Raw genomic sequence first — 12,962 nt, 5'->3', positions numbered from 1 at the left:
GTTCCCCTGTGACCACCCCCAACGATCCTGTGCACGTCGCCCGCCGTCTGGCGGCCGACTGGGCCAGTACGGCTGCCGAGCGTGACGAGCGCGGCGGCACGCCAAAACGCGAGCGTGATGCCCTGCGCGACAGCGGCCTGCTGACCCTGAGTATTCCCCGTGAATTCGGCGGCCTCGGCGCCAGTTGGAGCGACACGCTGAACATCGTGCGCGAGTTCGCCAAAGTCGACAGTTCGATGGCCCATGTGTTTGGTTTCCAACACTTGATGCTGGCCACTGTGCGCCTGTTCTCGCGGCCCGATCAGTGGCAGCCCTGGCTGGAACAGACCGTCCGCCAGCGCTGGTTCTGGGGCAACGCCCTCAACCCGCTGGACACCCGCACCGTGGCCACGCGCGTGGACGACGGGCGCGAGTTTTCCGGGATGAAAAGCTTCTGCTCCGGGGCCAGCGACTCCGACCGGCTGATTGCCTCGGCGCTGGAGGACAGTGGCGCAGGCAAACTGCTGATCGCCGCAATCCCCACTGACCGCGTCGGCATTACCCTGCTCAACGACTGGAACAATATGGGCCAACGCCAGACCGACAGCGGCAGCGCCCGTTTCGAACGCGTGCGGGTGGCCGAAGATGAACTGCTGCTCGACCCTGGCCCGCTGAGCACGGTGTTTTCCGGGCTGCGACCGCTGTTGGCGCAACTGACGTTCGTCAACCTGTTCCTCGGCATTGCCGAAGGCGCCTTTGAGCAGGCGCAGCACTACACCACCCACGAAGCACGCGCCTGGTTCAAGTCCGAGGTTGAGCGGGCGGTCGACGACCCTTATGTGCTGGCCCACTACGGCGAGTTTTGGGTCGGCCTGGAGGCGGTACGCGCCCTGGCCGAACGGGCCAATGCGTTGTTCGACAAGGCCTGGAACCGCGGCGAACAGCTGCGCGCCGAGGAGCGCGCGAACCTCGCCCTGGCCATCGGCAGCGCCAAGGTCCATGCCACCCGGGTCGGCCTGGACCTGAGTTCGAGGCTGTTTGAGGTGACAGGCGCCCGCGCCACCCATGCCTCGCGGCGCTTTGATCGCTACTGGCGAAACCTGCGGACCCAAACCTTGCACGACCCGGTGGACTACCGCATCCGCGAACTCGGCGAGTGGGCCTTGAAGCAGAAACCGCCGACGCCGAGTTTCTATTCCTGACCACACGCGCCGGGTGTTCGCCACCGTTCACCAGAACAACAAAGTGTTGCTCCAGTGATAGGCAGCCAGCCCCATGAACCGACAAAACCCAGGCATTACAGGCCTTTGGCACTCGGCATGAACTATGCAATCACCCCCTTAAACCACGATTGAACCGCCGTGCGTGCCCCATGAATCAAGACAACTGGAGTTAATCGACTATGGCTTCCCGCATTATCCTCAATGCGTTTGAAATGACCTGCGTGAGTCATCAGGCCGCGGGCACCTGGCGTCACCCGGACAGCCAGGCATGGAAATACAAAGACCTCGATTACTGGGTCGAGTTGGCCAAGCTGCTTGAGCGCGGCTATTTCGACTCAGTGTTTATCGCCGACGTTGTCGGCGTGTATGACATCTATCGCGGCTCGGTGGAAACCTCCCTGCTCGACGCCGACCAGGTGCCGGTCAACGATCCGTTCTTTCAAGTGCCGGCCATGGCTACCGTCACCAAGCACTTGGGCTTTGGCGTGACCTCGGCGCTGACCTACGAACAGCCTTACGCCCTGGCGCGAAAGTTCTCGACCCTCGACCACCTGACCAAGGGCCGCGTGGCGTGGAACGTGGTGACCTCGTACCTCAACAGCGCGGCGGTCAACCTGGGCCTCAAGCAACAGATTTCCCACGACGAACGCTACGACATCGCCGATGAGTTTCTGGACGTGACTTACAAACTGTGGGAAGGCTCCTGGGATGAAGACGCGGTGCTGCGTGACCGTGAACGCGGGATCTTTACCGACCCGAGCAAAGTCCACCCGATCGGTCACAAGGGCAAATACTACGATGTGCCGGGCATCCATTTGTCCGAGCCGTCGCCACAGCGCACCCCGGTGATTTTCCAGGCCGGCGCCTCCAGCCGTGGCCGCGCCTTTGCCGCCAAGCACGCCGAAGGGGTGTTCATCAGCCCGGCCACCGCAGAACAGGCGCGCGAGGTCTCCGATGACATCCGCAACCGCGCCGTGGAGGCGGGCCGTAGCCGTGATTCGGTCAAGGTGTTCACGCTGTTGACGGTGATCACCGCTGAAAGCGATGAAGCCGCGCAAGCCAAATACCGCGACTACCTGAGCTATGCCAACGGTGAAGGCATGTTGTCGTTTTACGGCGGCTGGACCGGCATCGATTTCTCCGAATACGACCCGGACCAACCCCTGGAGGCGATCGACAACGACAGCATCCGCTCGGTGCTGGAACTGCTCGCCACCGCCGACCCCGACCGCAAGTGGACGCCGCGCGACATCATCAAACACCGCAGCATCGGCGGCCTGGGCCCGGTGCTGGTGGGCGGCCCGAAAACGGTGGCCGACGAGATGGAGCGCTGGGTGGACGTCGGCGGGATCGATGGCTTCAACCTGGCCTATGCGATCACCCCGGGCACGTTCGAAGACCTCGTCGAGTTCATCGTTCCGGAGCTGCAACGCCGGGGCCGTGTCCGCACTTCCTATGAGGGCGACACCCTGCGCGAAAACCTGCTCGACGGCACTTCGCCGTATGCCGCAGACGACCATCCGGCGGCACGGTATCGCGGTGCATTCAAAACCGGCGCCAACGCCACCGATCACACCAAACCGTCCAGATTCTCTGACCTGACTTGACGCTTATCTGCGCTGAAGAGGAATCCATTCCATGTCCAGTTTCGCCACGCTGAACACACTGTCCGTCGGTACTGATTACGAGGCGCTCGCCGCGCGTTTTCGGCCGATCTTTACGCGTATTGCCGAAGGCGCGGTCGAGCGCGAACGCACTCGCACGCTGCCGTTCGAACCGATCCAATGGCTCAAACAAGCCGGGTTTGGCGCCGTGCGTGTGCCGGTCGAATTCGGCGGGGCCGGCGCCTCGCTGCCGCAACTGTTCCAACTGTTGATTGAACTGGCGGCTGCCGACTCCAACGTGACACAAGCCCTGCGCGGGCATTTTGCGTTTGTCGAAGACCGCCTCAACGCCCAGGCATTCAGCCCACAGAACGCCTGGTTCGAGCGGTTTGTGGCCGGGGAACTGGTCGGCAATGCCTGGACCGAAGTCGGCGACGTGAAGATCGGCCAGGTGATTACCCGCATCAGCCGCCAGGGCGAGCAATGGGTCGCCAACGGCACCAAGTTCTACAGCACCGGCAGCCTGTTCGCCGACTGGATCGACCTGTACGCCCAACGGGACGACACCGGTGCCGATGTGATCGCGGCGGTCCGCGTGCAGCAACCGGGTGTGCGGCAAAGCGACGATTGGGATGGCTTCGGTCAGCGCACCACCGGCAGCGGCACTTCCGTGTTTGAAAACGCAGTGGTCGAAGACGACCACCTGATCGATTTCTCCACGCGCTTTAAATACCAAACGGCGTTTTACCAACTGACCCTGCTGGCCGTGCTGGTCGGGTCGGGGCTGGCGGCCGTGCGAGAGGTGGCCCAACAGGTACGGGTTCGCGCCCGGGTGTTCAGCCATGGCAATGCGGCGGCGGTGCGTGACGATGCGCAGGTGCAGCAGGTGGTCGGCAAAGCCTCGGCGCAGGTCTACACGGCCGAAGCGGCGGCCCTGCGCGCCGCAGCGGCCTCGCAACGCGCCTATGTGGCGCACTTCGCCAAGGATGCGCAGGCCGAACGCGAAGCCAATATTGCCGCTGAGCTGGAGTCGGCCCAAGCGCAAGTGGTGATCGCCGATCTGGTGCTTCGCGCTACCAGCGACCTGTTCAACGCCTTGGGCGCATCCGCCGCACGCACGAGCCTGCAACTCGACCGCCACTGGCGCAATGCGCGCACCGCGGCCTCACATAATCCATTGATCTATAAAGAACGGATCATCGGCGACTGGGAAATCAACGGCACCGAACCGCCCTACGTGTGGCAGATCGGCAGTGGCGGCCAGCAAAACCACGCGCAGAAATAGCACCAGAGCGTGTAAAACCGCGAGTTGAAAATGCCCCGGCCTGTCGGGGCATTTTTCTGAGACACCGAAAAAGCTGCGCCGCGCCCTTCCCTGCAGCGTGCATGCGCGCAAAAAAACACGCCTTCTGTATTTTGACGCTCCCCAGAGCCCGCTGTTAGTGTCCAGCCTCCCCGAACGCATGGAGTACACCACGGTGAAACTGGACATCTACCAAGTCGACGCCTTTAGCCAACACCCCTTCGGCGGCAACCCCGCAGCGGTGTGCCCACTGACCGAATGGCTGAGCGACGCGCAACTGCAAAACATCGCCGCCGAAAACAACCTGTCCGAAACCGCCTACTTCGTGCCCCGTGACGATTTTTATGAGTTGCGCTGGTTCACCCCGACCGTCGAAGTCGACCTGTGCGGCCATGCCACACTCGCGGCGGCGTGGGTGTTGATCAATGCGTTGGCGGATGCGCCTGATGTGCTGCGATTTGCAACGCGCAGCGGCGAGCTGCGGGTAACCCGCGAGGGCGATGAACTGGCGATGGATTTCCCGGCGAAAGCGCCACACGCGTGCGAGCCACCGGCCGGAATGTTGAGCGCGCTGGGAATTGAACGCGCCGAGGTGTTCGGCACCGATGACTACATTGTGTTGCTCGACGATGAAGCCCAGGTTGCTGCGCTCACGCCGGACTTCGCCCAGCTCAAGGGCCTGCCCAAACGCGGGATTGCGGTGACGGCCAAGAGCACGCGGTGTGATTTCATGTCCCGTTGGTTCGGGCCGAATGTGGGGGTCAATGAAGACCCGGTCACCGGTTCCGCGCATACCTCACTGGCGCCGTTCTGGGCCGAGCGCCTGGGCAAGACAAGCCTGACCGCCGAGCAAGGCGGTGCGCGCAAAGGCCAGTTGCGCTGCGTACTCAAGGGCGACCGGGTGATTATTTCCGGCAAGGCCGTGCTGTATATGCAAGGCACGATTTACCTGTAAAAAGCAGCCCCCCTGGAACGACAGATCATTCTCAAAATGAACGGAGTTCAGCGCGTGTTTTCGATTGCCCGCCGTCAACTGACGGTCATTGCCGCAACCCTGGCCCTTGCGGCCTGCCACGCCCCGGTCAACGAACTGCCTCCGGCGCCGGAGCTAGGCTCGGGCTATCGCAGCGACCTCAGCCCGCGCCACGCCGAGCGCCATATGGCGGCGGCCGCCAACCCGCTGGCAGCCGAGGCCGGGCGTGAGATGTTGCGCCAGGGCGGTTCGGCCATCGATGCGGCGATTGCCATGCAGGCGGTGTTGACGCTGGTGGAGCCGCAGTCGTCGGGGATTGGCGGCGGTGCCTTCATCATGCTGTGGGACGGGCATACCGTGCACGCCTATGACGGCCGGGAAACCGCACCGGCCGGGGCGACGGAGCGCCTGTTCCTCAAGGCCGACGGTCAGCCGATGGGGTTCACCGCCGCGCAGATCGGCGGGCGCTCGGTGGGCACGCCGGGGGTGTTGCGAGCGCTGGAGATGGCGCACAAGAAGACCGGGCACCTGCCATGGGCCAAGTTGTTCGAGCCGGCGATCCGGCTGTCGGAACAGGGTTTCGCCCTCTCGCCGCGCTTGCACAGCCTGATTGCCGCAGACCGTTTTATCCCACAGTCGCCGGAGATGGCGGCCTACTTTCTGAACGCCGATGGCACACCCAAAGCCACCGGCACCCTGTTGAAAAACCCGGCGCTGGCTGCAGTGTTCAAACGCATCGCCAAGGAAGGCCCGGACGCGCTGTACCACGGTCCGATTGCCGACGAGATTGCGCGCAAGGTGCAGGGCCACCGCAACGCGGGCAGCCTGTCCGAGGCCGACCTTGAAGGCTACGCGGCCAAGGAACGTGCGCCGCTGTGTAGCGACTACAAGCGCTGGAAAATCTGTGGCATGCCGCCGCCGTCGTCGGGCGGGATTGCCATCGCGCAAATCATGGGCACGCTGCAGGCCCTGGAAGCCCGCGACCCGCGCCTGGCCATCGCGCCCATGACGCCGCTCAACAGCGCCTCGCTCGCCGGCCTTGAGCCCACGCCCGAGGCGGTTCACCTGATCGCCGAAGCCGGCCGCCTGGCCTTTGCCGACCGCGCACTGTATGTGGCCGATGCGGACTTTGTGCCGGTGCCGGTCGCAGGCCTGGTCGCCCCCGACTACCTGGCCCAGCGCGCCGCCTTGATCGGTGATCGCAGCCTGGGCATCGCGCAGCCGGGCCAACCGGCGGGCATTCAAGTGGCGTATGCCCCGGACCGCTCGCCGCTGCGCATCTCCACTTCGCAAGTAGTGGCGGTGGATGACCAGGGCGGTGCCGTGTCGATGACCACCACGGTGGAGGCCGCGTTCGGCTCGCACCTGATGGTCCAGGGCTTTTTGCTCAACAACCAGATGACCGACTTCTCGTTCATTCCCGAGGAAAACGGCCAGCCGGTGGCCAACCGCGTACAACCCGGCAAACGCCCGCGCTCGGCCATGGCGCCGACCCTGGTGTTCGACCGCCACAGCGGTGAATTGCTGGCTACGCTGGGGTCGCCAGGCGGTTCGCAGATCATCGAATACGTGAGCAAATCCCTGGTGGCGATGCTCGACTGGCAACTCGACCCGCAAGCCGCCATCAACCTGCCCAACTTCGGCAGCCGCAATGGCGCAACCGAACTGGAAAGCGGCATGTTCAGCCCGGCGTTGAAACAGGCACTCAAGGACAAGGGCCATGCACTGAGCGAGATCGAGATGACCAGCGGCATCCAGGCGATCGTTCGCACACGGGATGCGCAGGGCAAGGTGATGTTGAGCGGGGGTGCCGATCCTCGGCGGGAGGGCGAGGCGTTGGGTGATTGATGTTTACGCTGACGCCAAGGGCGCTACCGAGCATACTCCAGCGCATATCCTGTACAAGATCGCGAAGGACATGAAACATGCCACTCACTGAGAAACAGCTGAAGGAACGTGACGCCAAACGCAATATCGGCGAAGAGTTACTGACCGCCATTCAGGAGGTCAAAGCAGGGCTTTACGGCGCAGTACACCCGGTCGAAATCACTCGAGCCGCCGACACTAGAAGTAAGACCGGACGTTTTCCGGGAAGTCCTCAGTAACGCCTGATGGCGTTACTGACGCGCCGGCCGATGGCTATCGGCTGATCTTCAACCCCTTGCGCCCCGCATGCCGCTCCAACGCCAACTCAATCAAGCGGCTGACCAACTCGCTGTAGCTCATCCCCGCCGCCTGCCACAGCTTGGGGTACATGCTGATGCGGGTAAAACCCGGCAACGAGTTGATTTCGTTGATCAGCACTTCGCCGTCCTCGGTGAGGAACACATCGACCCGCGCCAACCCCGCGCACCCCAACACCTCGAACGCTTCGACGGCCAGGCGGCGAATCCGCTCGCTGGCTTGCACGCTGATATCGGCCGGCACCACCACCTGGGCCGCCTGGTCGTCGATGTATTTGCTGTCGTAGGAATAGAAGCCGCTGCTCACCACGATCTCGCCGCAACCGCTGGCGATGGGGTTGTCGTTGCCCAGCACCGCGCATTCGATCTCGCGGCCCTGGACGGCAGACTCCACCAGCACTTTCTCGTCAAAGCCCAGGGCCAGTTCGACGGCGGCGTGGTATTCGGCCTCGTCGTTCACTTTGCTCACGCCCACCGAGGAGCCTTGGTTGGCGGGTTTGACGAACATCGGCAAGCCGAGCGTGCGCACCGCCATGTCAAACGAGGTGCGTGCCGCGTTGTTGCGGTTGAGGGTGATAAACGGCGTGACGGCAATACCAGCGTCGCGCAGCAGGCGTTTGCTGATGTCCTTGTCCATGCACACTGCCGAGCCGAGCACGTCGGAGCCGACGAAAGGCAGGTCGGCCATGCGCAGCAGGCCTTGCAGGCAACCGTCCTCGCCGAGGGTGCCGTGGACGATGGGGAAGATCACGTCGATGTGGGCCAGCAGGCCGCTGCCGGTGGTTTCCACCACTTGCTGGCTGGCCTTGCCCGGCACCACCGCCAGTTCGCGGTTGGACTGGTTGAGGGCGATCAGCGCCGGGTTTTCCTGGTTGATCAGGAAGTTCGAGGTGTCGTTAAGGTGCCAGTGACCGGCCTTGTCGATGCCGATCAGCACCGGCTCAAAGCGCGAGCGGTCGAGGGCATCGACAATGTTGCGCGCCGACTGCAGCGAGACTTCGTGCTCGGCCGAACGGCCACCAAAAATAATCCCTACGCGCACCTTGCTCATGACCCGACCTCACTGTTGAAAGTAAGGCTTCTTACCATGAGCGGTCAGCGATTCGCTACCAGATGTACACCGAACAGCATGTAGCACCCCCCCGCAAAACGGTCGAGCCATTTGCGCGAGCGGCTGTAGAGGTCGGCCATGCGCGCACTGGAAAACACCAGGGCCACGCTGGAATACCAGCTGAACGACAAGGTGGCCATGATGATCACCGCCAGGGTCAACAGCATCGGCGATGGCGACGGCGGCATGGTGGACGCGAAGATGGTGGCGACGAACAACGCGGCCTTGGGATTGGACAGATTGCCCAGTAACCCTAGGCGCCAGGCGGAAAACAACGAGCGTCGAGGCCCGTCCGGCAACAGGCTCTGCCCCATCGCCGGCGCTGAGCGCTTGAACAGCTTCAACCCCAGGTAGATCAGGTAGCAGCCACCGATGATCTTGAACGCCAGGTACAGCATGGGTGCGGCGCTAAACAGCGACTTTATGCCCAGGCCACCCGCCACCCCCCACAGGATCGTACCCGTAGCCACACCCGCCGAGGCCACCACACCATGGCGGCGCGAACAACTGGCGGCCAGTTGCGCCGTGTTGAAAAAGTTGGGGCCAGGCGTGACCACCGCCACCGTCCACAGCAGGGCCAGCGAGCTCAGGGGCGCCACGTAGGCAGGGTTGAGGACATCCATGGGGGCGCTCCATCAGCACAAGGCACGAACAGCGATCATAGGCCTCGCCTGCCCTCCTGCACAATCGTACAAGACCCCGGCAGACAAGGGCTTCAGACTCGGCTAACGTGTTTCCACCTCTTCTTGTGACAAGTCACCATGGGTAAACCCACCCCCACCCTCGACTGGCTGCACCGCGCGCCGCACGCCAGCGGCCTGGACCGCATCGAGGCGTACTTTGCCGGCTTCGCGTTCGACCCGCATCGCCATGACACCTATGCCATCGGTCGTACCTTGTTCGGCGTGCAGAGTTTTCATTATCGCGGCGGCATGACTCACGGCCTGCCCGGCACCACCATGGTGATTCATCCCGACGAGACCCACGACGGCCGCGCCGGCAGCGAGGAAGGTTTCAAGTACCGCATGATCTACGTGGAGCCGGCGCTGATCCAACAGATCCTCGGCGGCAAGCCGTTGCCGTTTATCCCCGGCGGAGTGTCCACCGACCCGTGGTTGCACCGCGCCAGCGAAGTGTTGCTGCAAAGCCTGGACTGCCCGATCGACCCGTTGCAGGAGCAGGACGCGATGTTCGACCTGGCCCAGGCCTTGAGCAACGCCTCGGGAGCGATCACCACCCGCAAGACCTTCGATTACGTCGCCGCCGAACGCGCCCGGGAATTTATCCACAGCGCCCTGGGCCGCAGCATCACCCTGGATGAAATGGCCGAACACGCCGGTCGCGACCGCTGGGCCTTGTCGCGGGATTTTCGCTTGTTGTTCGGCACCAGCCCCTACCGCTACCTGACCATGCGCCGGCTGGATCTGGTACGCAGCCTGCTGGCCCAGGGCAAACCGCTGGTGGACGCGGCGATGCTCGCCGGCTTCACCGACCAGAGCCACATGACCCGGCAATTTCGCAGCACCTACGGCATGCCGCCGGCGCGCTGGGTGAAGATGCTCGGGCGCTGAACAGGCTCAACCGGCGGGCGTTAGCTGCTGCCCGTCAATCGGCTGGCCGATGGTGAGGAAATGCCCGCCCGCCACATGGTGCAGGCTGCGCAGTTGATCAAAGCCTTCGAAATGCCAACGCCCGTCGCTGAACACGCGCTCGTCGGCATACGCGGCAACCACTTCGCCGAGGAACAGGTCGTAGGTCTGCTGGGTATGCGGCTCGGGCAGCAGGCGGCATTCCAGCCAGGCGACGCAGCCTTCGAGCAAGGGCGCTTCAGTGTGTTCGCCATTGAAGGTGTGCAAATCATAGGCGGCGAATTTATCGAGATCGGCGCCGCTGGTCGTGCCCACGGTCTGTACGAGATCGGCCTGGGCCGCGCAGGGCACCTGCAGCACGAAGGTACCGGCGCGTTCCAGCAGTTGGCGGGTCCAGGTGGCCTTGTCCAGCACGACCGCGACTTTCGGCGGTTCGAAATCCAACGGCATGGCCCAGGCGGCGGCCATGATAGCGCGCTGGCCATTATGCGCGGCGCTGACCAGTACGGTCGGGCCGTGATTGAGCAAGCGGTAGGCCTTGGACAGCGGAACGGGGCGGCGGTGGTCAGGGCTCATGGAGGATCGGCTCTTCAATCGTGAAAAACCTACGATACCTCAAGCACAAGCCCTACGGGTCAGCTCGATAGCTGGTTAGCGAACTGTCCGACAGCACTGACGACCTTTTGCGCGCCGTCCTGGATTTCCACGATCACCGTGCCGGCTTCGGCGGCCAGGGCCAGGCCCTGCTCGGCTTGCTGGCGGCCGTCGGTCATCAGGTTCACGGCGTCGCGAGCCATGTCCTGGTTCTGACGCACCACCCCGACAATCTCTTCAGTGGCCTTGCTGGTGCGCGACGCCAGTTGGCGCACTTCGTCGGCCACGACCGCAAACCCGCGCCCCTGTTCGCCGGCACGCGCCGCTTCGATGGCCGCGTTGAGCGCCAGCAGGTTGGTCTGTTCGGCGATGCCACTGATGGTCTTGACGATGCTGCCGATCACTTGGGACTGGGCATTCAGCGCCTCGATGCCCTCGCCGGCCCGCTGCATGTGGTGGGCCAGCTCGCGCATCACGTCGACCGCCTGCGTCACTACCGTGGTGCCGCGCTGGGCACTGCTGTCGGTGTGCAGCGAGGTGCTGTAGGCAATGTTGGCCGCCTCGGCAATCGCCTGCTCACGGTTGACCTGCTCGGTGATCACGGTGGCGAACTTGACCACTTTGTACAGACGATCATTGGCATCCAGCACCGGGTTATAGGTGGCTTCAAGCCATACTGCGCGGCCATGGCTGTCCACGCGCTTGAAACGCTCTGCGACAAACTCGCCGGCGTTCAGGCGTTTCCAGAAGTTCTGGTACTCGGCGCTGTTGTATTCCGCCGGTTCGCAGAACATACGGTGATGTTTGCCCTGGATCTGCGCCAGGCTGTAACCCATCGCATTGAGAAAACGCTCGTTGGCGGTGAGCACATGCCCGTCCGGGTCGAACTCGATCACGGCCGTGGAGCGCACCAGCGCGGTGATCAGGTTTTCGTGCTCGCGCGACGCCTCGATGGTGCGCGTGAGGTCGCTGGAGAACATCGAAATATGCTTGATGCGCCCGTCCGAGCCGCGCACCGGCTGCACGATCGAACGCAACCACGCTTCCTTGCCGTTGCCGCGCAACAGGCGCACGGCACCGGCAAAGTGTTCGCCACGCACCAGTGCGTTCTTGAAGCGCTGCTGGAATTCGTCCTGACGCAGGTAGGCCGGCACCAATTCGTCAACGGGCCGCCCCAGCAGTTGCGACATCGAGTAAGCCAGTTCCTGCAGGAAGTTGGCATTCGCCCACTCCACCCGACCTTCAGCGTCCAGGGTCAGGCACAACATTTCGCTTTCCAGGCTTTCCTTGACCTGCTGCAAACTGGACAACTCTTCGCGAAGAGCGGACAGCTCCTGCTTCAAACGGGTGTTGAACATGAGACACCGATGGTCATGAGAAAAGGACGGATCTGACCTGCATCGGCGTGGCCGGCGTTTTCTGAAGAGCGGTTCAATGCCCGGCGTCACTCTTTTTTGCAGTGGTCAGCTGCCATTGTTTCGGCAGATACCCATCACTTGATATTCCAGGGTCTTGAGCTGGCCGCTGGCGTCTTCGTAGGTCATGCGCGAGGGCACGGGGCCGCATGCACGGACCGGTGGCGTCACGCTGACCACCTTGGCGATGTCCAGGGTCATGCCATAGCGATAGTTCTGCACCACCGGGGCCGCTTTGCCCTCTCTGGCCGCGTACTCGGTCATGGATTTTTCATTGCGCTCCATCATCAGCGCAAACGTGCGATCACCGCCGCCCTCGGCCAATGCACCGAAGGACAGGACGGCCGTCAATATACCCAGGCTAGTGTTATAAAAGTTCATTGTTCACTCCTCGACTGAAAGTTCAGTGTCGAGATTAACCAAACAACCCTGACGCGATGTTCACCAGAAGATTACGTATTTGTTAGGTGGCACTAAGGTTCCAGAATTGTAATGTTCGCGCAACACAACCGCTAACCACGGTTTGCAACTATCAGCCCGACGGTTTTATCGAAGGCAGCCGCCTGAACGTGCTGGCACGTAATGTTTACTTCAACCGCACCGGGAAGAAGTTCGGGTCATTATCGAGTATCCACTGGCGGCGCTCTAAGTAACGCTTACATTTACTTGCCGATGAAGTACATCTCTTCACAGGTTCAAATCTGTCAGAACTGTAATATCGGCCTCACCTTCGCGTTAAGTTGCAGTTTTTATACTGCTTATCGAACACATTCATCTCTGCAGCTTTTGTGTAGCTCCTTTGGAACGGAGATGAACTTTTACGCCCCGTATGGGGCGTTTTTTTGTTCACCCGCACAGCGACGAATCGTCGCAGTTGCCTGACGTGGCTTGACCCTAAAGCTACTTCACGGTTCAGAGTTTTCCTACAGCCCACTCGCCGCCTCTATGCGGCCATGCCCCTCTCCGTTTTCTTTGAAGGTAAATCCCC

The 12,962-nt window shown here is 62.6% G+C and carries 11 protein-coding genes and 2 pseudogenes; 7 read left to right on the top strand and 6 right to left on the bottom strand.

Going from position 1 to position 12,962, the window contains the following annotated elements:
• Positions 1-8: 8 nt before the first annotated feature.
• The 6 genes from U5A08_RS03465 to U5A08_RS03440 all read left to right on the top strand — a co-directional run bounded on the left by U5A08_RS03465 (position 9) and on the right by U5A08_RS03440 (position 7,187).
• Entirely contained in the window at positions 9-1,181 is a 1,173-nt protein-coding gene (locus U5A08_RS03465; protein WP_321850292.1) for an acyl-CoA dehydrogenase family protein, read from the top strand.
• A 200-nt stretch (positions 1,182-1,381) separates the two neighbouring features.
• Positions 1,382-2,809 carry an LLM class flavin-dependent oxidoreductase gene (locus U5A08_RS03460; protein WP_253393261.1) on the top strand — a complete coding sequence of 476 codons (1,428 nt, stop codon included), beginning with the start codon at positions 1,382-1,384 and terminating at the stop codon, positions 2,807-2,809.
• A gap of 31 nt (positions 2,810-2,840) precedes the next feature.
• A complete protein-coding gene (locus tag U5A08_RS03455) occupies positions 2,841-4,091 on the top strand; it encodes an acyl-CoA dehydrogenase family protein (protein ID WP_321850289.1) in 1,251 nt (416 codons plus the stop codon).
• Between the two features lie 193 nt (positions 4,092-4,284).
• Positions 4,285-5,064, top strand: coding sequence for a PhzF family phenazine biosynthesis protein (locus tag U5A08_RS03450; RefSeq protein WP_321852169.1), 780 nt, complete (start codon positions 4,285-4,287; stop codon positions 5,062-5,064).
• 36 nt (positions 5,065-5,100) lie between these two features.
• Positions 5,101-6,930 (top strand): gamma-glutamyltransferase, encoded by a 1,830-nt coding sequence (gene ggt, locus U5A08_RS03445; protein ID WP_321850286.1) that lies wholly within the window; start codon positions 5,101-5,103, stop codon positions 6,928-6,930.
• Positions 6,931-7,007: 77 nt separating this feature from the next.
• On the top strand, positions 7,008-7,187 hold the full coding sequence (locus U5A08_RS03440; protein ID WP_276196373.1) for a hypothetical protein: 180 nt from the start codon (positions 7,008-7,010) through the stop codon (positions 7,185-7,187).
• Positions 7,188-7,221: 34 nt separating this feature from the next.
• Here the strand turns inward: U5A08_RS03440 and ddlA are convergent, their stop codons facing one another.
• Together ddlA and U5A08_RS03430 are read right to left on the bottom strand one after the other, a co-directional pair.
• Positions 7,222-8,316 (bottom strand): D-alanine--D-alanine ligase, encoded by a 1,095-nt coding sequence (gene ddlA, locus U5A08_RS03435; protein ID WP_253393257.1) that lies wholly within the window; start codon positions 8,314-8,316, stop codon positions 7,222-7,224.
• Between the two features lie 44 nt (positions 8,317-8,360).
• Entirely contained in the window at positions 8,361-8,999 is a 639-nt protein-coding gene (locus U5A08_RS03430; protein ID WP_321850282.1) for a LysE family transporter, read from the bottom strand.
• Positions 9,000-9,137: 138 nt separating this feature from the next.
• Between U5A08_RS03430 and U5A08_RS03425 the strand changes: the two genes are divergently transcribed.
• Positions 9,138-9,947 carry an AraC family transcriptional regulator gene (locus tag U5A08_RS03425; protein ID WP_253393255.1) on the top strand — a complete coding sequence of 270 codons (810 nt, stop codon included), beginning with the start codon at positions 9,138-9,140 and terminating at the stop codon, positions 9,945-9,947.
• A gap of 6 nt (positions 9,948-9,953) precedes the next feature.
• Here the strand turns inward: U5A08_RS03425 and U5A08_RS03420 are convergent, their stop codons facing one another.
• From U5A08_RS03420 to U5A08_RS03410, 4 genes and pseudogenes are all read right to left on the bottom strand, one after another.
• A complete protein-coding gene (locus tag U5A08_RS03420) occupies positions 9,954-10,541 on the bottom strand; it encodes a flavin reductase family protein (protein WP_321850279.1) in 588 nt (195 codons plus the stop codon).
• A gap of 59 nt (positions 10,542-10,600) precedes the next feature.
• A pseudogene (locus tag U5A08_RS29785) lies at positions 10,601-11,029 on the bottom strand (methyl-accepting chemotaxis protein); the annotation flags it as partial.
• A gap of 111 nt (positions 11,030-11,140) precedes the next feature.
• A pseudogene (locus tag U5A08_RS29780) lies at positions 11,141-11,827 on the bottom strand (PAS domain-containing protein); the annotation flags it as partial.
• A gap of 195 nt (positions 11,828-12,022) precedes the next feature.
• Positions 12,023-12,355 carry a DUF2790 domain-containing protein gene (locus tag U5A08_RS03410; RefSeq protein WP_321850275.1) on the bottom strand — a complete coding sequence of 111 codons (333 nt, stop codon included), beginning with the start codon at positions 12,353-12,355 and terminating at the stop codon, positions 12,023-12,025.
• Positions 12,356-12,962: the final 607 nt, after the last annotated feature.

The organism is Pseudomonas paraveronii (assembly GCF_963681955.1).
GTDB classification, from domain to species: domain Bacteria; phylum Pseudomonadota; class Gammaproteobacteria; order Pseudomonadales; family Pseudomonadaceae; genus Aquipseudomonas; species Aquipseudomonas paraveronii.
Note: the sequence above shows the minus strand (reverse complement) of the source record. Positions and strands in the feature narration are given on the sequence as shown.